Origin of the sequence: Streptomyces sp. NPDC090499 (assembly GCF_044769305.1) — a bacterium.
Taxonomy (GTDB): Bacteria; Actinomycetota; Actinomycetes; order Streptomycetales; family Streptomycetaceae; genus Streptomyces.
Genome location: NZ_JBIVXP010000003.1, coordinates 213033 through 233485 on the forward strand (window position 1 = coordinate 213033; position 20453 = coordinate 233485).

Annotated in this window: 20 protein-coding genes; 5 read left to right on the forward strand and 15 right to left on the reverse strand. The window is 70.3% G+C overall.

Going from position 1 to position 20453, the window contains the following annotated elements; all coding sequences use genetic code 11:
* Nucleotides 1–5: 5 nt before the first annotated feature.
* The 9 genes from ACIQVL_RS12965 to ACIQVL_RS13005 all read right to left on the reverse strand — a co-directional run bounded on the left by ACIQVL_RS12965 (nucleotide 6) and on the right by ACIQVL_RS13005 (nucleotide 11033).
* On the reverse strand, nucleotides 6–590 hold the full coding sequence (locus ACIQVL_RS12965; RefSeq protein ID WP_403475328.1) for a Uma2 family endonuclease: 585 nt from the start codon (nucleotides 588–590) through the stop codon (nucleotides 6–8).
* Nucleotides 591–685: 95 nt separating this feature from the next.
* A complete protein-coding gene (locus ACIQVL_RS12970) occupies nucleotides 686–1963 on the reverse strand; it encodes a thymidine phosphorylase (protein ID WP_403475534.1) in 1278 nt (425 codons plus the stop codon).
* A 72-nt stretch (nucleotides 1964–2035) separates the two neighbouring features.
* Nucleotides 2036–2440 (reverse strand): cytidine deaminase, encoded by a 405-nt coding sequence (locus ACIQVL_RS12975; protein ID WP_403438114.1) that lies wholly within the window; start codon nucleotides 2438–2440, stop codon nucleotides 2036–2038.
* A complete protein-coding gene (locus ACIQVL_RS12980; protein ID WP_403438116.1) occupies nucleotides 2437–3699 on the reverse strand; it encodes an ABC transporter permease in 1263 nt (420 codons plus the stop codon). The genes ACIQVL_RS12975 and ACIQVL_RS12980 overlap by 4 nt, the downstream gene beginning before the upstream one ends.
* Nucleotides 3699–4820: an ABC transporter permease gene (locus ACIQVL_RS12985; RefSeq protein WP_403438119.1), complete on the reverse strand. Its 1122-nt coding sequence runs from the start codon at nucleotides 4818–4820 to the stop codon at nucleotides 3699–3701. Before ACIQVL_RS12985 ends, ACIQVL_RS12980 begins: the two co-directional genes overlap by 1 nt.
* On the reverse strand, nucleotides 4817–6529 hold the full coding sequence (locus ACIQVL_RS12990) for an ABC transporter ATP-binding protein (RefSeq protein ID WP_403438473.1): 1713 nt from the start codon (nucleotides 6527–6529) through the stop codon (nucleotides 4817–4819). The genes ACIQVL_RS12985 and ACIQVL_RS12990 overlap by 4 nt, the downstream gene beginning before the upstream one ends.
* Before the next feature lie 602 nt (nucleotides 6530–7131).
* Nucleotides 7132–8181 (reverse strand): BMP family protein, encoded by a 1050-nt coding sequence (locus ACIQVL_RS12995; protein ID WP_403438122.1) that lies wholly within the window; start codon nucleotides 8179–8181, stop codon nucleotides 7132–7134.
* 244 nt (nucleotides 8182–8425) lie between these two features.
* Nucleotides 8426–9457, reverse strand: coding sequence for a BMP family protein (locus tag ACIQVL_RS13000; RefSeq protein ID WP_403475329.1), 1032 nt, complete (start codon nucleotides 9455–9457; stop codon nucleotides 8426–8428).
* 358 nt (nucleotides 9458–9815) lie between these two features.
* Entirely contained in the window at nucleotides 9816–11033 is a 1218-nt protein-coding gene (locus ACIQVL_RS13005; RefSeq protein ID WP_403438128.1) for a M20 family metallopeptidase, read from the reverse strand.
* 260 nt (nucleotides 11034–11293) lie between these two features.
* Between ACIQVL_RS13005 and ACIQVL_RS13010 the strand changes: the two genes are divergently transcribed.
* Nucleotides 11294–11950 (forward strand): class I SAM-dependent DNA methyltransferase, encoded by a 657-nt coding sequence (locus tag ACIQVL_RS13010; RefSeq protein ID WP_403438130.1) that lies wholly within the window; start codon nucleotides 11294–11296, stop codon nucleotides 11948–11950.
* 24 nt (nucleotides 11951–11974) lie between these two features.
* Here the strand turns inward: ACIQVL_RS13010 and ACIQVL_RS13015 are convergent, their stop codons facing one another.
* A complete protein-coding gene (locus ACIQVL_RS13015) occupies nucleotides 11975–13063 on the reverse strand; it encodes a glutamate--cysteine ligase (protein WP_403438133.1) in 1089 nt (362 codons plus the stop codon).
* 101 nt (nucleotides 13064–13164) lie between these two features.
* Entirely contained in the window at nucleotides 13165–13563 is a 399-nt protein-coding gene (locus tag ACIQVL_RS13020) for an ATP-binding protein (protein WP_403438136.1), read from the reverse strand.
* Between the two features lie 193 nt (nucleotides 13564–13756).
* Between ACIQVL_RS13020 and ACIQVL_RS13025 the strand changes: the two genes are divergently transcribed.
* Nucleotides 13757–14599 (forward strand): helix-turn-helix domain-containing protein, encoded by an 843-nt coding sequence (locus ACIQVL_RS13025; protein WP_403438139.1) that lies wholly within the window; start codon nucleotides 13757–13759, stop codon nucleotides 14597–14599.
* Nucleotides 14599–14793 (forward strand): DUF397 domain-containing protein, encoded by a 195-nt coding sequence (locus ACIQVL_RS13030; RefSeq protein WP_403475330.1) that lies wholly within the window; start codon nucleotides 14599–14601, stop codon nucleotides 14791–14793. The genes ACIQVL_RS13025 and ACIQVL_RS13030 overlap by 1 nt, the downstream gene beginning before the upstream one ends.
* A 9-nt stretch (nucleotides 14794–14802) precedes the next feature.
* On the opposite strand, the gene ACIQVL_RS13035 is transcribed toward ACIQVL_RS13030, so the two are convergent.
* The gene (locus ACIQVL_RS13035) at nucleotides 14803–15396 is read right to left on the reverse strand and encodes a TetR/AcrR family transcriptional regulator (RefSeq protein WP_403475331.1); all 594 of its coding nucleotides are present in this window, start codon (nucleotides 15394–15396) and stop codon (nucleotides 14803–14805) included.
* A 150-nt stretch (nucleotides 15397–15546) separates the two neighbouring features.
* Here ACIQVL_RS13035 and ACIQVL_RS13040 point away from each other — a divergent pair, with 150 nt between their 5' ends.
* Nucleotides 15547–16692 (forward strand): FAD-dependent oxidoreductase, encoded by a 1146-nt coding sequence (locus ACIQVL_RS13040; protein ID WP_403475332.1) that lies wholly within the window; start codon nucleotides 15547–15549, stop codon nucleotides 16690–16692.
* Between the two features lie 44 nt (nucleotides 16693–16736).
* Here ACIQVL_RS13040 and ACIQVL_RS13045 read toward each other — a convergent pair whose 3' ends face one another.
* The 3 genes from ACIQVL_RS13045 to ACIQVL_RS13055 all read right to left on the reverse strand — a co-directional run bounded on the left by ACIQVL_RS13045 (nucleotide 16737) and on the right by ACIQVL_RS13055 (nucleotide 19624).
* Nucleotides 16737–17819: a hypothetical protein gene (locus ACIQVL_RS13045; protein WP_403475333.1), complete on the reverse strand. Its 1083-nt coding sequence runs from the start codon at nucleotides 17817–17819 to the stop codon at nucleotides 16737–16739.
* Between the two features lie 15 nt (nucleotides 17820–17834).
* Nucleotides 17835–18965, reverse strand: coding sequence for an SPFH domain-containing protein (locus tag ACIQVL_RS13050; protein ID WP_403475334.1), 1131 nt, complete (start codon nucleotides 18963–18965; stop codon nucleotides 17835–17837).
* Between the two features lie 152 nt (nucleotides 18966–19117).
* The gene (locus ACIQVL_RS13055) at nucleotides 19118–19624 is read right to left on the reverse strand and encodes a carboxymuconolactone decarboxylase family protein (RefSeq protein WP_403438157.1); all 507 of its coding nucleotides are present in this window, start codon (nucleotides 19622–19624) and stop codon (nucleotides 19118–19120) included.
* Between the two features lie 118 nt (nucleotides 19625–19742).
* Here ACIQVL_RS13055 and ACIQVL_RS13060 point away from each other — a divergent pair, with 118 nt between their 5' ends.
* The gene (locus tag ACIQVL_RS13060) at nucleotides 19743–20447 is read left to right on the forward strand and encodes a TetR/AcrR family transcriptional regulator C-terminal domain-containing protein (RefSeq protein ID WP_403475335.1); all 705 of its coding nucleotides are present in this window, start codon (nucleotides 19743–19745) and stop codon (nucleotides 20445–20447) included.
* Nucleotides 20448–20453: the final 6 nt, after the last annotated feature.

The window sequence follows — 20453 nt, forward strand, 5'->3', positions numbered from 1 at the left end:
GACGGTCAGTCGACCGGGAACTCCCCGGTGTCGATCGTGAGGCCGAACGGCTCCGGCAGGTCGATCGGGTCGCCGAACTTCACGGCGCGGAGGACCCGGTAGACATCGCTCTTCGGCTCGCCGTAGAGCGTCGCGGTGGGGCCGCCGGGGGCCCAGCGGTCGATCAGGAGGTAGAGCGGGATGCCCGCGGTGGCGCAGGCGGCGGGCTTGCTGACGCGGTCGTGCCGGGCGTTGGACTTGGAGGTGACCTCGACGACGAGTTCCACAAGTCCGGCGGGGATATGGCTCTCCACAGAGGAATCGGTCTGCCGAGGAGCCACCACAATGTCCGGAATGAACATTCCGAGACGCGATGGCACAGCGATCGACAGCGTCTGGTAGACCCCCCAGTCCTCCGGAATCACGGAGTACAGGCGACGCTGGATACGCTCCGCGATGTCGTTGTGCCGGTAGGCGGGAGCAGGTGACACGGTGATGATCCCCTCGATGATCTCCACCTTGCTGCCCTCGGGCCATTCCATCTCCTCCCAGTACCGGACGAGTTCGTCCCAGTTCTGGTCGGGGTCCTGGCCCACGGTGAGTGCGCTCATGGCGGTCTCCTTCGGTCGCGTCACCGATCCCAGCATGCCGAACGGGACCGGCGGAGGTCCACCGATCCCGTTCACCCGAAAGAAGAAACACCTGGTCAGGCGATACGTTCCAGCACGACGGGCGCCGCCGTGAAGACCGTACCGGCCGCCGCGATGTCGTACGACCCCTCGACCGCCTGGAGCGCGTACTCGAAGCGCTCCGGGGTGTCCGTGTGCAGGGTGAGGAGGGGCTGGCCCGCGGTGACGGTGTCGCCGGGCCTGGCGTGGAGTTCGACGCCCGCGCCCGCCTGCACCGGGTCCTCCTTGCGGGCCCGGCCGGCGCCCAGGCGCCAGGCGGCGACGCCGATGTCGTAGGCGTCGAGGCGGGTCAGGACACCGGCCGACGGCGCCTTGATCACGTGCTGCTCCTTGGCGACAGGGAGGGCCGCGTCGGGGTCGCCGCCCTGGGCCGCGATCATCCGGCGCCAGACGTCCATGGCGGAGCCGTCGGCGAGCGCCTTGGCCGGGTCGGCGTCGCGGACGCCGGCCGCGTCGAGCATCTCGCGGGCGAGGGCGAGGGTCAGCTCCACCACGTCGGCGGGGCCGCCGCCGGCCAGGACCTCCACCGACTCGCGGACCTCCAGGGCGTTGCCGGCGGTGAGGCCGAGCGGGGTGGACATGTCCGTGAGGAGCGCGACCGTCTTCACGCCGTGGTCGGTGCCGAGGCCCACCATGGTCGAGGCCAGCTCGCGGGCGTCCTCGATAGTCTTCATGAAGGCGCCGGTGCCGACCTTCACGTCCAGGACCAGGGAGCCGGTGCCCTCGGCGATCTTCTTCGACATGATCGAGGAGGCGATCAGCGGGATCGCCTCGACCGTGCCGGTGACGTCGCGCAGCGCGTACAGCTTCTTGTCGGCGGGGGCCAGGCCGTCGCCCGCCGCGCAGATCACCGCGCCGGTGGTGTCGAGGACGTTCAGCATCTCCTCGTTGGAGAGCAGCGCGCGCCAGCCGGGGATCGACTCCAGCTTGTCCAGGGTGCCGCCGGTGTGGCCGAGGCCGCGCCCGGAGAGCTGGGGGACGGCCGCGCCGCAGGCCGCCACGAGGGGCGCCAGCGGGAGGGTGATCTTGTCGCCGACGCCGCCCGTGGAGTGCTTGTCGGCCGTCGGACGGGACAGCGAGGAGAAGTCCATGCGCTCGCCGGAGGCGATCATCGCGGCGGTCCAGCGGGCGATCTCGCGGCGGTTCATGCCGTTGAGGAGGATGGCCATCGCGAGCGACGACATCTGCTCGTCGGCGACCTCGCCGCGCGTGTACGCGTCGATGACCCAGTCGATCTGGTGGTCGCTGAGCTCACCGCGGTCCCGCTTGGTGCGGATGACGGAGACGGCGTCCATGGTGGCCATGGCGTTCCCTTCGGAGAAGTGCGATGCGTACGGCCCCTCCCAACCGGAAGGGGCCGTACGGGATTACTTGGTGAGATGGGCCGGGCCGAAGGCCTGGGGCAGCATCTCGGAGAGGGGCAGGACGCCCTCCGGGGTGTCCAGGAGGAGGTCCGGGCCGCCGAACTCGTAGAGCAGCTGGCGGCAGCGGCCGCACGGGACGAGGAGGCCGCCCGTGCCGTCCACGCAGGTGAAGTGCGTGAGCCGGCCGCCGCCCGTGCGCTGCAGCTCGGAGACCAGTCCGCACTCGGCGCACAGGCCGAGGCCGTACGACGCGTTCTCCACGTTGCAGCCGGAGACCGTACGGCCGTCGTCCACCAGGGCGGCGACCCCGACCGGGTAGCCGGAGTAGGGGGCGTAGGCGTGGGACATGGCCTCCCGCGCCTGCGTGCGCAGGGCCTCCCAGTCGAAGTCGGCGGCCTCGGCGGTCACTTGCCCTGTCCCTTCCGGTACGGCAGGCCGTCCGCCTTCGGCATCCGCAGGGACTGCGCGGACAGCGAGAGGACGAGGAGGGTGACGATGTACGGGGTCGCGGTGACCAGCTGACGCGGGACGTCGTCGGTGGTGGCGTACCAGACGAACATCAGGACCGAGATGACGATCGTGATGACGGCCGGGACGTACTTCTTCTTCCAGGCCAGGTAGGCGGCGCCGAACACCAGCAGGATCGCGAGCAGCAGGATCAGCGCGTGGACGTTGACCGTGCCGCCGCGCAGGTTGAGGCTGTCGGTGTAGCCGAACAGGCCGGCGCCGAGGGCGAGGCCGCCCGGCATCCAGTTGCCGAAGATCATCGCGGCGAGACCGATGTAGCCGCGGCCGGCGGTCTGGCCGTCGAGGTACACGTTGGAGGCGACGATCGACAGGAACGCGCCGCCGAGGCCGGCGAAGCCACCGCTGATGATCACCGCGATGTACTTGTACTTGTAGACGTTGACGCCGAGGGACTCGGCCGCGACCGGGTTCTCGCCGCAGGAGCGCAGCCGCAGGCCGAAGGCGGTGCGCCACAGGACCCACCACGTGATCGGTACGAGGGCCACCGCGATCACCGTCAGCGGCGAGAGGTCGGTGAGCAGGCCGCCGACCAGGCCCGCGATGTCGGAGACGAAGAACCAGTGCTTCTGGTTGAGCGTGTCCAGCCAGTCGGACAGGCCCGGGACACTGAACGTGCCGAGTGAGTCGATCGGCGGGGACTGCTTGGAGGAGCCGCCCTCGGCGTTCTCGAAGGTGAACTTCGAGAGGTAGCGGGTGGCGCCCAGGGCGAGGATGTTCAGGGCCACACCGGAGACGATGTGGTTGACGTTGAAGGTGACGGTGGCGACGGCGTGCAGCAGGGCGCCGAGCGCGCCGCCGAGGATGCCGAAGACGACGCCGACCCAGGGGCCCCACTGGTAGCCGGCCCAGGCGCCGAACCAGGTGCCGAGGATCATCATGCCTTCGAGGCCGATGTTGACGACGCCCGCGCGCTCGGCCCACAGACCGCCGAGACCGGCGAGGCCGATCGGGACGGCGAGGCGCAGCGCGGTGGACATCTGGCCGGTCGAGGTGATGCCCTCGGCGCCGGTGATGATGCGCACGGCCGAGGTCAGGATCAGTACACCGGCGATGACCAGCAGGAGTACCGGGAGCGACATTCGGCGGCCGCCCCTGCCGGGCTGCTTCGCCTGCGGCTTGGCGATGGTCGCGGTGGACATCAGGCCGCCACCTCCTTCTTGGTGTTCTTGGCGGCGGCCGCGGCGAGCTCCGCGCCGACCTGGCGCTGCTGGCGGCGCAGACCCCACTGCCGTACGGCTTCGTAGGAGATGACGACGGAGAAGACGATCAGGCCCTGCATGATCGTGGCGATCTCCTTCTCGTACGCCACCGGGGTCGCGTAGTCGAGGGCGGGCGAGGCCTTGTCGAGGAAGGCCCACAGCAGGGCGGCGAAGGCGATGCCGCCCGGGTTGTTGCGGCCGAGCAGGGCGATGCCGATGGCGGTGAAGCCGAGGCCGGCCGGGAAGTCGAGGCTGTAGGTGTGGGAGTCGCCGAGCAGCAGCGGGAGGCCCGCGAGGCCGGAGACGGCGCCGGAGATCAGCATGGACATCAGGACCATGCGCTTGGCGTCGACGCCGGAGGCGGCCGCGGCGGACTCGGAGGCGCCGGTGGCGCGCAGGTCGAAGCCGAAGCGGGTGCGGTTGAGGACCAGCCAGAAGCCGATGCCGAGGGCGATGGCGACGAAGACCATGCCGTAGATGTCGCCGACGTCGGAGCCCAGGTTGATGCCGGGGAACCAGCCGGACTTCTTCATCACGCCGGTCGTCATGTTGTTGCCGACCTGGACGCCCCACACGTCGGAGAGGGTGACGTAGCCGATGACGCTGGTGGCGATGGCGTTCAGCATGATCGTGGAGACGACCTCGCTGACCCCTCGGGTGACCTTGAGGACGCCCGCGATGCCGGCCCAGAAGGCGCCGGTGAGCATGGCGACCAGGAGCAGCATCGGGATCTGCAGGAAGGCGGGCAGGCCGACGTTGGCGCCGACCACGGCCGTCATCACGGCGGCGAGGCGGTACTGGCCGTCGACGCCGATGTTGAACAGGTTCATCCGGAAGCCGAGGGCGACCGCGATGGCCGCGATGTAGTACATCGCCGCCTGGTTGATGATCAGGACCTGGATGTCCGAGTACGGCAGCTGCTGGAGCATCAGCACGTACGGCTCGAACGGGTTGCGGTTCGAGGCCAGCAGCACGATCGAGGTCAGGGCGATCGCCAGGACGAGCGCGATGACCGGTCCTGCCACCGCGAGGAGCACCCGCTCCTTGTCGAACTTCTTCATCGGGCCTCGTCCTCCGGACCGTCGGCGCCTTCGCGTCCTTCTGGGGCGGTCTCTACGTGTTCCAGGTGGCCGGACGCGGCACCCGTCATGGCGGAGCCCAGCTCCTCCGGGGTGACGGTGGCCGGGTCGGCGTCCGCGACCAGCCTTCCGTCGAAGATCACCCGCAGGGTGTCCGACAGGCCGATCAGCTCGTCCAGGTCGGCGGAGATCAGCAGCACCGCCAGGCCCTCGCGGCGGGCCTCCCGGATGCGGTCCCAGATCTGCGCCTGGGCGCCGACGTCCACACCGCGGGTGGGGTGGGCGGCGATCAGGAACTTCGGGTGGTGGCTCATCTCGCGGCCGACGATCAGCTTCTGCTGGTTGCCGCCGGAGAGCGAGGCGGCGGTGACGTCGATGCCGGGGGTGCGGACGTCGTACTCCTCGACGATCCGCCGGGTGTCGGCCTGGGCGCCCTTGATGTCCAGCCAGAAGCCCTTCGCGTTGGGCTTCTCGGTGACGTGGCCGAGGATGCGGTTCTCCCAGAGCGGGGACTCCAGGAGCAGGCCCTGGCGGTGCCGGTCCTCGGGGATGTAGCCGACACCGGACTCGCGGCGCTTGCGGGTGCCCCAGCCGGTGACGTCCTCGCCGAGGAACTCGATCGTGCCCGAGTCGGCGTTGCGGGTGCCGATGAGCGCGTCGATCAGCTCGGTCTGGCCGTTGCCCTCGACACCGGCGATGCCCATGACCTCGCCGGCGTGGATGGTGAAGGTGACGTCGTCGAGGACGCGCTTGGCGGCGCCGGGGGCGGTGGCCTCGTCGAGGACGTCGCCGCGGGCGGTGGCGCCGGACGAGCCGACCGTGGCGGTCTCGGGCTGTGCGCCGACCTCGCCGAGGGAGGGGCCGCTGGCGTAGACGGTGAGGTTCTTGACCGTGACGACGGCCTTGTCGGTGACCGTGGACTCGGCGGTCTCCGGGGTGGGCAGCTCGCTGCCGACCATCAGCTCGGCGAGCTGGCGGGGGGTGGTCTCGGAGGGGATCGCGGTGCCGACGGTGGTGCCGCGCCGGATGACGGTGATGTCGTCGGCGACGGAGAGCACCTCGCCGAGCTTGTGGGAGATGAAGATGACCGAGAGGCCCTCGGACTTCAGCTCGCGCAGGTTGTCGAAGAGTGCGTCGACCTCCTGCGGGACGAGGACCGCGGTGGGCTCGTCGAGGATCAGGGTCTTGGCGCCGCGGAAGAGGACCTTGAGGATCTCCACGCGCTGCCGGTCGGCGACACCGAGGTCCTCGACCAGGGCGTCCGGGCGGATGCCGAGGCCGTACCGGTCGGAGATCTCCTTGATCTTCTTCCGGGCGTTGCCGCCGATGCCGTACAGCTTCTCGCTGCCGAGCACGACGTTCTCCAGCACCGTCAGGTTGTCCGCCAGCATGAAGTGCTGGTGGACCATGCCGATGCCGCGTGCGATGGCGTCGGCCGGGGACGAGAAGGAGACCTGCTCGCCGTCGACCGCGATGGTGCCCTCGTCCGGCTTCTGCATGCCGTAGAGGATCTTCATCAGGGTCGACTTGCCGGCGCCGTTCTCGCCCACCAGGGCATGCACGGTGCCCTTGCGGACGGACAGGTGGATGTCGTGGTTGGCTACGACACCCGGGAATCGTTTGGTGATCCCCGCCAGCTCGACCGCGGCTGTCGTCTCTGCGGTGAGCGGAGGGCTGCTGGACGCGTCGATGGCGCACTCTCCTCGGAAAAGGGGTCGCTCTACGCGCGTAGCGCCCCTGCTTTAAATAGTGCCCGGACCTGACCGAGCTCTTTCGACTCTCGATCCGTTCCGAGCATTCTGCCGCGCGAACGGGGGTTGCCCCTGCCGTCGGTCCCCGGGATCTCCGTCGATCTCCCGGACACCCGCCCGGGACCTCCGGCCGATCGCCCGGACCCGCACCCGAGTTTCCTGACCGAACTCTCGGATCCGCGCCCGGGGCCCCGTCGAGGTCCCCGGATCCATGGCAGGGGGCGCGGGAAGAACATCATTCCCGCACCCCGTTCCGTGGCCGTAACGCTGCCATTACAGCGTTCTTTTGACCATGCCTACGACGGGACCTGCCTTTCGGATCAGGTCGGCCGAGACAGACGGTGACTCTCGGCCGACCCGAGCGGGGTCTGGTGCGTGCAGCTGCAAGGCGGAGGAGGGAGTCGACGCGATGGGGGTCCCCCGCGCGAGCGAAGCCGAGCGTGGGGGAGTCGGCGACCGACGACAACGCCGCAGATGCACGTGCCAGGGCCCGCGTGGCCGAGCTGATCCGAAAGGCAGCTCCCGCGGTCATGCCCCCTGGGTCAGGAGGTCTTGACCGTGATCGAACCGTCCTTGATGCCGGCCTCGGCCTTCTTGAGCGCGGCCTGCAGGGCGGCGTTGTTCTTGAAGACCGGGTTGGAGTCGGCCAGGCCGACGCCACCGTTGTTCAGGGAGCCGCGGATGTCGCCGGACAGCGGCTTCTTGTCCTTGATGACGGACTTGGCCAGGTCGTAGACCGCGCCCTCGACGTTCTTGAGGGCCGAGGTCAGGATGTAGTTCTTGTACTTCGACAGCGCGGCCTGGTTGTACTGGTCGGAGTCGACGCCGATCGCCCACACCTTGTGCGCGGCGGCGGCCTTGATGACGCCCTGGCCGGACAGACCCGCGGCGGCGTAGACGACGTCGGCACCGGCGCCGATCTGGCCCTCGGCGGCGGCCTCGCCCTTGTCGGGGCTGGAGAAGCCGCCCTCCTGGGCGGTCTGGGTCAGGTACTGGGCCTTGACCGTGATGTTCTTCTTGGTGTCCTTGACGCCCTGCTCGAAGCCCGCCTCGAACTTGTGGATCAGCGGGACGTCCACGCCGCCGATGAAGCCCACGGTGTTCGACTTGGTGGTCAGCGCGGCGGTGACGCCGGCCAGGTACGAGGACTGCTCCTCGTGGAAGACCATGTCCGCGATGTTGCTCGCCTGGTCCTGGTTGTCGTCGATGATGCCGAAGGTGACCTTCGGGAACTTCGCGGCGGCCTCCTTGACGGCGGGCGCGTAGGCGAAGCCGACACCTATGACCGGGTTGTAGCCGGACTTGGCCAGGGTCTCCAGCCGCTGCACCTTGTCCGCGTCGGACTCGCCGTCCTGCGGCTCGATGTCCCGGCCGGTGACGCCGAACTCCTGGTCGGCCTTCTGGAAGCCGGCGTACGCGGCGTCGTTGAAGGACTGGTCGCCCTTGCCGCCGACGTCGTAGGCGAGACCGACACCCTTGGACGCGCCGGCCTTGCCGGTGGACGAGCTGGACGAGTTGCCGCACGCTGAAACGGTGACGGCAAGGGCTGCGGTTGCAACGCCCGCAACGGCGATTCGGGACACCCGGCGCATGGAACGAGACTCCTTCGTGCAAGCGCCCAAACCAGGCGCTGGTTCCGCGGCAGCGTAACGCGCGTAGACCAGACGGAAAACCCCCAATGTCCGGTCCGTTATCTAGCTGTGGCCACAGTCACCACCAAGGCTACGGACAGCAGTGCGCCCCTTGCAGGAGGCAAGGGGCGCGGGGGCTGCAACGACGCGCGGGCGGCCGTACCCATCGGTACGGCCGCTCACCCGGCGACTTATATATGTCGCATTACTTCGTGTTGACGGTGACCTTGCCGTCGATGATGTCCTGCTTGGCCTTGTCGACGGCCGCGACGACCTTGGTCATCGCCTTGTACTTCGGGTTGGTGTCCGCGAAGCCGACGCCGCCGGACTTCAGGGTGCCCTCGACGGTGCCGCTCTCCGGCTTGCCCTCGTAGACCGACTTGACCAGGTCGTACACGGCGCCGCCGACGTTCTTCAGCGCCGAGCCGAGGATGTAGTCCTTGTACTTGGCGAGGGCGTCCTGCGCGTACTGGTCGGAGTCGACGCCGATCGCCCAGACCTTGTCGGAGGCGGCGGCCTCGATCACGCCCTGACCGGACAGGCCGGCCGCGTGGTAGATGACGTCGGCGCCGGAGTCGATCTGGCCCTGGGCGGCGGTCTTGCCCTTGTCCGGGCTGGAGAAGCCGCCCTCGGCCGCGGTCTGCGTCAGGTACTGCGACTCGATCTTGATCTTCGGGTTGACGGACTTGGCGCCCTGGTCGAACCCGGCCTCGAAGGTGTGGATCAGCGGGATGTCCACGCCGCCGATGAACCCGATGTGGTCCTTCTTGGTCGCCGAGGCGGCCGCGACACCGGCCAGGTACGAGGACTGCTCGGCGGCGAACACCATGTCGACGACGTTCTTCGACTGGATCGTCGAGTCGTCGATCATGCCGAAGGTGATGTCCGGGTACTTGGCGGCGACCTCCTTGACGGCGGGCGCGTAGGAGTAGCCGACCCCGATGATCGGGTTGTAGCCGGCCTTGGCGAGCGTGTCGAGGCGCTGCACCTTGTCGGCGTCGGACTCGCCGTCCTGCGGCTCGATGTCCCGGCCGCCGATGCCGAACTCCTTCTCGGCCTTCTCGAAGCCGGCGAAGGCGGCGTCGTTGAAGGACTGGTCGCCCTTGCCGCCGATGTCGTAGGCGAGGCCGATGCCCTTGCCGTTGTACTTGCCGGACGAGTTGGTGCTGGTCGCACCGCTGTCCGAGCTGGACTTGCCGCACCCGGCGGCCGCGAGGGCGATGACGGCAACGGTCACCGCAGCTTGGGAGAACCGAGTCCTCCGACCCGAGATATGACGCACAGCAAGCACCCCTTCGTCCCCACGGCACCGTCCCCGGCCCGCTTCCCCAACCGTCCACCCTCGGTGGCGATTTCGGCGCACAGTAACGCGCGTAGAAGGGGAGGGGAACGGGGTTTCTCCGGGCCGTTATCGAACCGTGCCGACTCCGGGTTACAAGCGGCCGCCGCCGGTTACGGCGGGGTGACACAAGGGGGCGAAGAGGTACCGACCGGGCACCTCTTCGCCCCCATGTGGGACTTGCGTGGGTTGCGGGGAAGCTGACCGTTTCTCCCGCCGTCCGCCATGCCGTCCGAAACGGCTGCCGGCGCTCCGGCTACATGGTCGCGTCGATCAGGGCGGCGGCCGTGAACAGCTCCACTCCGACGGTGATGGCCCGCTCGTCGGCGTCGAAGTCACCCTGGTGCAGGTCGCGCACGGTCCGCTCGCCCGGCGTGCGGACCCCGAGCCGGGCCAGCGCGCCCGGCACGTGCTCCAGGTACCAGGAGAAGTCCTCGCCGCCGAGGCTCTGCTCGGTGGTCTCGATGGAGTCGGTGCCGCGCCGGGCGGTCATCGCGTCCCGCAGCAGTTCGGTGATCACCGGGTCGTTGACGACCGGCGGCACCCCGCGCACGTAGTTGATCTCGGACTTGGCGCGGTGCATGGTGGCGACCTCGTCGATCGCCGCGTGCACGACGTCGGGCGCGGTCCGCCAGGCCTCCAGGTCCAGGCAGCGCACGGTCCCGGACAGCTCGGCGTGCTGCGGGATCACGTTGGGCGCGTGCCCGCACTCGATCCGGCCCCAGGTCACCGCGAGCCCGCTCCGGCTGTCCACGCGCCGCCCGATGAGCGCCGGCACGTCGACGGCCACCCGGGCGGCGGCGGTGACCAGGTCGGTGGTCAGGTGCGGCCGGGCGGTGTGCCCGCCGGGGCCGTCCAGGGCCACCTCCACCCGGTCGCAGGCGCTGGTGATGGCGCCGGTCCTGAGCCCGATCCGCCCCACGTCCACCCGGGGGTCGCAGTGCACGGCGATGATCCGCCCCACCCCGTCCAGCACCCCGGCCTCGATGGCGTCGGCGGCGCCGCCGGGCAGCACCTCCTCGGCGGGCTGGAAGAGCAGCCGCACCGGCCGCGGCAGCTGCCCCTTCGCGTGCAGCGCGGCGAGAACCAGTCCGGCGCCCAGCACCACTGTCGTATGCACGTCATGCCCGCAGGCGTGCGCCCGGTCCGGCACGGTGGACCGGTAGGAGCACTCGGTCTTCATGTCCGGGATGGGCAGGGCGTCGATGTCGGCCCGCAGGGCGAGCACCGGAAGCCCGTCCCCTACCGGCCCGATGTCACAGATGAGTCCGGTACCCGCCGGGAGGACGCGCGGCCGCAGGCCGGCCTTCTCCAGCCGTTCCTTGATGGCGGCCGTGGTGCGGAACTCCTGGTTTCCTAGCTCGGGGTGCATGTGCAGGTCGCGGCGGAAGGCGACGAGTTCGGCGTGCAGTTCCTCGCTGAGCACGCCGGGGAGCACATCCCCGGGAAGGTCGGCCTCGGTCTCTAGGGACATCAATTGGTTCACCCTCTGAAGGGTAGGACGCCCGGAGGGTCAACTGACCCGAGATCAACAAAAGTTCAGCCCGTTAGGGGAAGAAAATCTGACCGCGGACGCATGACCTCGGACGTGGCTGGGTAACACGTATGTTTCCTCTTCCACGCATACCACGCCTGGCGACGATCACGCCCGTCCTGTCCACCCACCGGAACGGGACCGAGCCGCAACCGCGACTTCGCCACGGGGGCCCCGCCCGCCCGGTAGCGTGCGCGACCGTGACGGACTCGGAGACGACCGACTTCATACAGACCACCCGTACGTCCTACGACACGATCGCCAAGGACTACCGCGCCGCCTTCCCCGGTCTCCCCGACCGCCCGGTGGACATGTCCATGATCGCCGCCTTCGCCGCGCTGGTGAAGGCGAACGGCACCGCCCCCGTCGCCGACCTGGGCAGCGGCCCCGGCGACATCACCGCCCACCTGAACGACCTGGGTGTCCAGACCTTCGGCATCGACCTCTCGCCCGCCATGGTCACCCTGGCCCGCGAGGCCCACCCCGCGGTGCGCTTCCACCGGGGCTCCATGACCTCCCTGGACCTGCCCGACGAGACCCTCGGCGGCATCCTCGCCCTCTACTCGATCATCCACATCCCCGACGACCACCTCCCGGCGACCTTCGCCGGCTTCCACCGCGTCCTGGTGCCCGGCGGCCATGTCCTGCTGGCCTTCCAGAAGGGCGAGACCCCCGGCCTCCACCTCACCGAACGCTTCGGCCACGAGATCGACCTGCGCTACCACTGGCGTCCCGCGTACGCGGTCGGCGACATGCTCGCCAAGGCGGGCCTGGACGTGGCGGCGACGCTGATCCGGGAGCCGGTGGAATCGGAGAAGTGGCCGCGGGCGTTCGTCCTGGCCCGCAAGCCGGGCTGAGCGGGGCCTCCCGCGCGGTGCGCGTCACTCCTGGGTGCGCTGCACACACGCCGTGACGACGTCCCGCAGGCTCCCCGTGCCCGCCAGCAGCTCCCGCTGCTCGCCGGCGCCGTTGCCGCACCGCAGCAGCCGCTCCACGCCCTCCTCCACGGCCGCCAGGTCACCGCTGGCGACGAGGGCGTCCCGGGTGTGGGCGAGCAGTGCGTCCAGTACGGCGGGGGCCGGCCGGGGCCGCATGGTGCCGGGATCGAGCAGTTCGCCGCCGAGCCCGGACCGTGCGGCCCGCCAGCCGGCCAGCCGCTGCAGCCCCACCCCGTGGTCGACGGGCTCCCGCCCAGCCCGCCACTCCCGCGCGGCCGTCTCCACCAGCGCGCGGGCGAGGGTCGCCACGAGCACGGCGGTCCCGGCACGCAGGCAGACGTCCGCGACCCGGATCTCCACGGTCGGGTAGCGCCGGGCCAGCCGGGCGTCGAAGTACACCATCCCCTCGTCCAGGATCACCCCCGTGGCCACCATGTCCGCGACCAGCCGGTGGTACCGCTCGGCGGACCCGAACCGCTCCGCCGGACCGGCGGACGGCCAGCGCGACCACACCCGGCTGCGGTAGCTGGCGTAGCCGGTGTCGCTGCCCTGCCAGAACGGTGAGTTCCCGCTGACCGCGATGAGCACCGGCAGCCACGGCCGTACGCGGTCGAGGACCTCGACCCCCTCCTCGTCGGACTCCACGGCAACATGCACATGGCATCCGCACACCAGCTGCTCCCGGGTGGCGATGCCGTACTGCTCGGCAAGCCACTGGTACCGCGGGTTCACACTGATGGAGGGGCTGACGGGCAGCGGCGAGGAGGCGAGCGCGACGACGGCACACCCCAGCTCCCCGGCCAGCCTGGCGGCCTCCTTGCGGCACCGGGCGATCTCCTCCCCGAGCTCCGCCATGTCCGACTGCGGATGGGTGGCGAACTCCAGCATCTGCCCGTAGAGCTCCTTCTCGAACACGTCCTGCCCCGGATCCACCAGCGAGGCCCGCGCCAGCACGGCCGGCGCCGACGCCCGGGGCTCACCCGACTCCGGGTCGACGAGAAGAAGCTCCTCCTCCACTCCGACGGTACGCACGCAAAACCGCCCTCCGTCCGCGCCGCGCCCGTACGCGGCAGACTGCAACCCCCGACTTCCCAGGCGGGGCCGCCGGACACCTGCCGAGCACGCTCCCGCCATCACGCCACCCCCAACTCGCACCACACGTACTTGCCCCGCTCCCCGAACCGGGCGGACGGCTGCCAGCCCCAGCAGTCCGCACACGCCACCACCAGCCCCAGCCCCCGCCCCGCCTCCTCAAGGCCGGTCACCGCCCCCGGCGGCTCAGGTGGCACGGGATCCGCATCCCACGCCCCGATCCACACCACCCCCTCCGGGGAGCGCCGGACCCTGAGCGCGGCCGGCCCCTTCGTGTGCCGCACGGCATTGGCGACCAGCTCGGCGGCCAGCAGTTCCGCGGTGTCCGCGAGGCCGATCAACCCGTGCATGGTCAGGATCAGGCGCAGGGTGCGGCGGCAGATGGTGACCGCTCTGAGGTCGTTGGGAACGTGGAGCGTGTAGTCCCAGGTCTCGGGCATGCGTCATCAACTCCGGTCGGGTGAAGGGGATTTCACGCACGGTGGCATCGCCGCACGACAGAGGTGCGGTGCACTTCCACAGCGTGTCCGTTACGTCACCGACGGTAGGGGGCAATATTTCGATCCCGCAAGCGGGGCGCGTAATCTGACCCCGAAAGAGTCGCGCTCGACGGCGTGTTGGGAGGCCCGGTCGGTGGCGAAGAGGATCGAGCCAACGGCACGTCAGCTGCGCTTGGCGGTCGAACTGCGCAGGTTGCGGGACGCGGCAGGCCTTACCTCGCGGGAGGCCGCCGCACTGCTCGGGGTGAACGCACCGCAGATCAGCCAGATCGAGTCCGGCCTCGCCGGAGTGAGCGAGAAACGGCTGCGGCTTCTCGCCGCCAACTACTCATGCTCGGACAGTGGACTGATCGAGGCACTGGCGGCCATGACGAAGGACCGCACACGGGGCTGGTGGGAGGAGTACCGGGACCTGCTGCCGGCCCCCTTCCTCGATCTCGCCGAGCTGGAACACCACGCCACGTTCCTGCGGGAGGCACAGTTTCTGTACATCCCCGGCCTGCTCCAGACGGAGGACTACGCCCGCGCGGTCTATGCCTACCGCGTCCCGGAACTACCGCCGACGGGACTGGAGTTGCGCGTGCAGCACCGACTGCGCCGCAAGGCGGTCCTGGACGGCACACCGTTCGACGCCATCATCCACGAGGCGGCACTGCGCATCATGGTCGGTGACCGCGCGGCCTCGCGAGCCCAGCTGAGCGAGGTACTCGAGGTCTCCGAGGCGGACAACGTGACCGTGCGGGTCATCCCCTTCACCGAAGAAGGGTTCGCGGGCGCCGCGAGCGCCATGCTCTACGCGGGCGGCGCCGTGTCCAAGCTGGACACCGTCGTGCGGGACGGGCCGAACGGCGCCGCCTACATCGACGCCGACGACCGACTCTGCGCTCTTCGAACACTTCTCCGTAAGCTGGAAGCCGCGTCGCTCAACCCGGACAGGTCGCGAGACTTGATCAACAGCGTGGCGAAGGAACTGTGATGTCCGTCCCCGACAGTTGGCAGAAGTCGTCCTACTCAAGCTTCGGCGACGGCGACTCCTGCGTGGAGATAGCGAACTCCCCCACCCGCATAGCCGTCCGCGACTCCAAGGACCCCGCCGCCGGTACCCTCACCTTCCCGCCCGCGGCCTTCACCCCCTTCGTCGAGGCGCTCAAGGGCGACCCGCGCGGTTAGCGGCGGGGGCTACGGCGCGGGCGGCCTGGCGGGTGGTTCCCAGCCGTGCGTGAGGATGTCGAAGATTGCCTCGACGGCGGCTCGCCGGTCCTGCCGGCCGCGCGCGATGGCCGGGATGTCGAGTACGAACCGGGCAAGGGTCGCACAGGCGAGGTCGTCGTGGTCCACGCCGAACTCGTCGGCGATGGCCGCGCCGAGGCTGTCGGCGTACCGGGTCCACATGCGTTCGGCGTAGGCGCGCAGCACCGGCGTGGAGTCCACCAGTTCGGCGAACCCGGCCGCCTGGGGATGCGCCTCGATCGAGGGCCAGGTGTCGAGGACGTGCCGCCGGAGGGCGTCGAGGACGCTCTGGCCCGAGGGGCGCTGCCGCACCGCGGCGATCAGCTCCGACTCCCTGTCCTGGTCCTGGTCGAACACCAGGGCTTCCTTGCCGCTGAAGTGCTTGAAGACCGTGGCGGTCGACACGTCGGCGGCGTCGGCGATGTCACGGATGCCTACGTGGTCGTAGCCGTGCTCCAGGAAGAGCTGCAGTGCGGCGTCGGCGATTGCCTGCCGGGTGGCCGCCTTCTTGCGGTCGCGGCGGCTGACGGGGGGATCGGTCATGGCTGGAGCGTATCCGATACTCGAACCGGTCGCTAAGTAGAGTCGTTGCACTTTTTTGCTTGTTCTGATTTTATTGCGGTTGTGAGCACCTGAGCGGCACGTACGTGCCGGCTCGGTCATCGCCCTCTTCGCCGACCGACAGGAACGACCATGAACTCTCCAGAGCCCGCCCACGCCGGCATCAGCATCATCGGCGCCGGACCCGGTGGACTGACCTGCGCCCGCATCCTCCAGCAGCACGGCATCGCGGTCACCGTCTACGACCGCGACCCGGGCCCCGACGCCCGCAACCAGGGCGGCACCCTCGACCTGCACGCCGACAACGGCCAGATCGCCCTGCGCGAAGCCGGCCTGCTCGACGAGTTCCTCGCCCTCGCCCGCCCCGAAGGGCAGGAAATGCGGCAGCTGGACCCGGCCGGCACCATCACGTCCCATCAGGTCCCGGCGCCCGACGAGCTCTTCAAGCCGGAGATCGACCGCGGCCAGCTGCGCACTCTGCTGCTCGACTCCCTGCGGCCGGGAACGGTGCGCTGGGGCCGCGCCCTCGACACGGTCAGCGGACCCGCCGACGGGCCACGGCGACTGCACTTCACCGACGGCACGAGCATCGAGACCGACCTGGTCATCGGCGCCGACGGCGCCTTCTCCCGGGTACGCCCGGCCGTGTCCCCCGCCGTCCCCGGGTACACCGGGGTCAGCTTCCTCGAAGCCTGGTTCTCCGACGTCGAGAACCGGCACCCCGAGATCGCCGAGCTGGTCGGTGCGGGCAGCGCCCACGCGGCCGACGGCGAACGCGGCCTGTTCGCCCAGCGCAACAGCGGAAACCACATCCGCGTCTACATCATCCGGCGGGTGCCCCTCGACTGGATGAGCACCCGCGGGCTGACCGCCGCGGACACCGACGGCGTCCGCGCCGTGCTGCTCGACGAGTACGCCCAGTGGTCGCCCCGCATGCGCCGGATGATCACAGACAACGACGGCCTTTACATCGACCGCCCGATCCTCGCCCTCCCGGTCCCGCACAGCTGGGAGCACAACCCGACGGTGACCCTGCTCGGCGACGCCGCCCACCTCATGCCCCCGCTCGGCGTCGGCGTCAACCTCGCCATGCTCGACGCCTGCGAACTCGCCCTCGCCCTCGCGAACACGGCCACCGTCGATGACGCCGTCCGCGCCTACGAGAAGACCATGCTCCCCCGCTCCGCCGAGACGGCCAAGGCCCTCGAACACGGCACCGAACACCTGCTGTCCGCCGGCGTACCCGACTTCGGCGGCGCCGACGACGCCCAGCCCTAGACCGGGATCAGAACGAGGTCGTCAGCCGGCGCCGGGCGGAGCGCTCAGTTGCGCAGCATCACCACGAGCAGTACCACCAGGGCGATCAGGAGCGCGGCGCCCACCGACGCCAAGGTGATCTTCAGTGCGCTGTACGGCCGTTCGCCGATGACCTCGCCGGTGCGGGCGTTGACCATCACCGGCCATGCCCGGCCGGCGTGGATGTAGGTCAGGAACCAGACCGGCAGCAGCACCAGCTTGTAGGTGAGGGCGCTGTAGGCGGTGGAGACCGAGTGCACCCGCTGCTCGTCGCCGCCGATGTCCCGCCTGCAGTCGGCGCTGATCACCGGTGCCATCCGTGCCTTCGCCGCCTCCAGTCCGGCCTCCGGCTCGACGTCGTAGCGGACGGTGCGGAAGCCCGCCAGGTACTCCTCCTGGTAGGGAACCGTCTCCTGCAGCGGCCAGGGGGTCAGCTTGTCCAGTTCCTTGACCGGGACCTGGCCGCTGCCGGGCACCAGGACGTCGTCGAAGAACCGGCCGACCGTCCCGGACGTGTGGTGCCAGCGGGTGTGCCGTACCCGGCGGGTGTTGCCCTCGGAGTCCTCCTCCTCCACCCAGTAGTGCTCGCCGCGTTCGCCGGTGTAGTGGGTGGTGGTCTGCGCGTCGTACGTCCAGTGCGGCAGGTAGCTGCCGCGGAAGGTCTCCGCCTCGGTGACCTTCTTCAGTTCGTCGGGCGCGAACCAGCGGGACGTGGTCCACTTCGCCAGCGCCGCGCGGGCCTGCTCACGGTCCACCCCGAAGGGCAGCACCGCCTCGGGCACCACGCGCTCGGTGCCGGAGGCGTCCGAGACCAGCGGGGTGGCGCAGAACTGGCACTTGTCGCTGAGCGTGTCGCTCTCCGTGACCGCGTGGCAGCCGGGGCAGGTGTACACCTTCATCCGGCCGGGCGCGGCGGCCCGTCGGGGCAGCGCGGCCAGCTCCTCGACCGGGTGCTCGGTCACCTGCCGCGGTACCGGCGTGATGTCCTGCTCGTGCTTGCAGTACGGGCAGCGCAGCACGTAGGTCCCGGGCGCGTACTCGCTGACCCCGCCGCACGCCTCGCACCGGAACGCCCGGTCGGGCGCCGGCACGACGTCCTGGTCCGTCAACGCACTTCTCCGATCTCAGCTCTGCGGGGGCAGTGGCGGCGGGACGTCGGCGAGCAGCGAGGTGAGCTCCGGAACCTGGTCCGCGGGCTGCCAGGCGGCCTGCCCGCTGCGCCAGACCAGCGTGGTCCGGGTCAGGTTGCCGGCCGCCACCTGCCCGGCCAGGGCGCTCTCGTCGTAGGGGCCCTGCTGCCGGCCGCCGACGGCGATGAACCAGCGCGGCGCGGTGGGCAGCGGCGGTGGGACGTCGGAGGGGGCGGCGGGAGCGGGGGCGGGCTGCGCCGGAGGGACCGCGGCGGCGGCCGCACCGGACGTGCTCTGCACGATCCGCTGGCCCAGCGCCATGCCCACGCCCAGCCCGAGAGCCTCGCCGCCGGTGCCGGGGTTGGCGGCGGCGAGCGGGATCGCGTCGGCCGCCTGGAGCTTGGCGTAGTCGTCGAGGTTGCCGGTGATCGCCATCCGGGAGCGGGTGTCGATCGCCGCCTCGACCTCCGGCGGGACGCTGATGTTCTCGATGTGGAACCGGGGGATGGCGATGCCGGTGGCGGACAGCTCCAGGGTCAGCGCCTTGGCCAGCTGCTGCCCGATGCCGTCCTGCCGGGCGGCGAGGTCAAGCAGCGGCACGCCGGACGAGCCGAGCGCGGAGCCCAGCTTGGAGACGATCAGCTGGCGCAGGTGCTCGCCGACCTCCTCGGTGCGGAACTGCGGGTCGGTGCCGACGAGTTCGCGCAGCAGCGCGGCGGCGTCCACCACCTGGGCGGCGTAGGTGCCGAAGGCGCGGACCCGGACCATGCCGAACTCGGCGTCCCGCAGGATCACCGGGTTCTGGGTGCCCCACTTGAAGTCGGTGAACTGCCGGGTGGTGACGAAGTAGACCTCGGCCTTGAAGGGCGACTCGAAACCGTGCTTCCAGCCCTTCAGGGTGGACAGGACCGGCATGTTCTGGGTGGAGAGGGTGTAGGTGCCGGGCTGGTAGACGTCGGCCAGCCGGCCCTCGTTGACGAAGACGGCCACCTGCGACTCGCGCACCACGAGCCGGGCGCCCATCTTGATCTCGTTGCCGTAGCGCGGAAAGCGCCACACGATGGTGTCCCGGCCGTCGTCGGTCCACTCGACGATGTCGATGAACTCACCGCGGATGCGGTCCATCAGCCCCACAGCAACCCCCCACACTCCGCGCGGCAGTCAGACAATCAGCCGACAGTATGCCCAATACGGTCAGCGCGGCTACGGGCGGGCACCCACCCCCGACCCGCCCGCAGCCCGCTGGGTCCGACGGCCGCCTCAGCGGTGGGACCGCCTCACTTCCACGGTGCGTTGAACGCCCGCCCCGGTACCGGCTTGGCGATCAGGGCGACCGGGACGAAGAAGTTGACCTGGCCGATCACGAACATCAGGGTGGCCAGGGCCTTCGGCTCGTACACCTCGGCCGCCTGCGCGTACAGCTCGTCGGAGACCCGCTCGCCGTCCGCCGGGGGCTGGAGCACCGCCTCGACGAGGGCCAGCGCGGCCCGTTCCGCGGCCGTGAAGTACGGCGAGTCCTGCCACGACGCCACCGACGTGATCCGCTCCTCCGATTCCCCGGCCTTCCGCAGGAACCCGGTGTGCAGAACGGTCAGGTACGTGCTGCCGACGATCTGACCGGCCCGGAGCTGGACCAGGCCGATCGTGGGCCGCGGCACCGAGCCGTTGCCGGTGACCCGGAACAGTGCCGCCGACACCTCCGCCAGCTCGGGGACCAGCTGCGCGGGGTCGTCGGACATCCGGGGGGTCATCGGAACCTCTGCCGTGATCGGGCGTGCCGCCATCGTCGTCTCCTCGGTGAGCGCTGTTGTGTCGCTGTCACCGCACTGACGGAGCGGGGCGGGGAAATGTGACCGGCGGATGGGCCGCTGTAGATTCGTGGTCGTTCCCTGGTGAGAGGGGTTGGTCGAGATCGCCGCGCAAGCCGGTGCCGTCGCGCAGCCGCGGGTGCCCCTGAGCCGGACGCGGGTGCTGGGCGCGGCCGTCGCCCTCGCCGACGACGGGGGCGTCGACGCGCTCAGCATGCGCAGGATCGCGCAGGCGCTCGGTGTCGTCCCCATGGCGCTGTACAAGCACGTGGCCAACAAGAACGAGCTGCTGGACGGGATGATCGACGTCCTGGTCGGGGAGATCGACCCCCCGGCCGACGGGACCGGCTGGAAGGACACCGTCCGGCTGCGGGTGCTGTCGGCCCGCCGGATGCTGCTGCGCCACCCCTGGGCGCCCGAGGTGATCGAGGCCCGGATGAAGGCGCGGGCCACCCCGACCCCCGCGCTCCTCGCGTACCTGGACTCGATGGTCGGGATCCTCCGGGCCGGCGGGTTCCCGGTCGACCTGGTCCATCACGCCCTGCATGTGATGGGCAGCCGGCTGCTGGGCTTCTCGCAGGAGCTGTTCGAGGACCGGCCCGGCCGGGCCCCGGACGCGGACGCGCTGCCGGCCGAGGAGATGGCCGCGCGCTTCCCCCACCTCACCGAACTGGCCATGGCGGTCGCCCACGACCCGGAGTCGGTCGTCGGCTCCGGCTGCGACGACCAGTTCGAGTTCGAGTTCGCCCTGGACCTGACGCTGGACGGCCTGGAGCGCCTGCGCCGCGGCGCCGCCTGACCCCGC

Coding starts and splice junctions, on each gene's coding strand:
- ACIQVL_RS12965 (WP_403475328.1), bottom strand. CDS start 590: ATGAGCGCACTCACCGTGGGCCAGGACCCCGACCAGAACTGGGACGAA.
- ACIQVL_RS12970 (WP_403475534.1), bottom strand. CDS start 1,963: ATGGACGCCGTCTCCGTCATCCGCACCAAGCGGGACCGCGGTGAGCTC.
- ACIQVL_RS12980 (WP_403438116.1), bottom strand. CDS start 3,699: ATGTCCACCGCGACCATCGCCAAGCCGCAGGCGAAGCAGCCCGGCAGG.
- ACIQVL_RS12985 (WP_403438119.1), bottom strand. CDS start 4,820: ATGAAGAAGTTCGACAAGGAGCGGGTGCTCCTCGCGGTGGCAGGACCG.
- ACIQVL_RS12995 (WP_403438122.1), bottom strand. CDS start 8,181: ATGCGCCGGGTGTCCCGAATCGCCGTTGCGGGCGTTGCAACCGCAGCC.
- ACIQVL_RS13005 (WP_403438128.1), bottom strand. CDS start 11,033: ATGTCCCTAGAGACCGAGGCCGACCTTCCCGGGGATGTGCTCCCCGGC.
- ACIQVL_RS13020 (WP_403438136.1), bottom strand. CDS start 13,563: ATGCCCGAGACCTGGGACTACACGCTCCACGTTCCCAACGACCTCAGA.
- ACIQVL_RS13030 (WP_403475330.1), top strand. CDS start 14,599: ATGTCCGTCCCCGACAGTTGGCAGAAGTCGTCCTACTCAAGCTTCGGC.
- ACIQVL_RS13035 (WP_403475331.1), bottom strand. CDS start 15,396: ATGACCGATCCCCCCGTCAGCCGCCGCGACCGCAAGAAGGCGGCCACC.
- ACIQVL_RS13040 (WP_403475332.1), top strand. CDS start 15,547: ATGAACTCTCCAGAGCCCGCCCACGCCGGCATCAGCATCATCGGCGCC.
- ACIQVL_RS13050 (WP_403475334.1), bottom strand. CDS start 18,965: ATGGACCGCATCCGCGGTGAGTTCATCGACATCGTCGAGTGGACCGAC.
- ACIQVL_RS13055 (WP_403438157.1), bottom strand. CDS start 19,624: ATGGCGGCACGCCCGATCACGGCAGAGGTTCCGATGACCCCCCGGATG.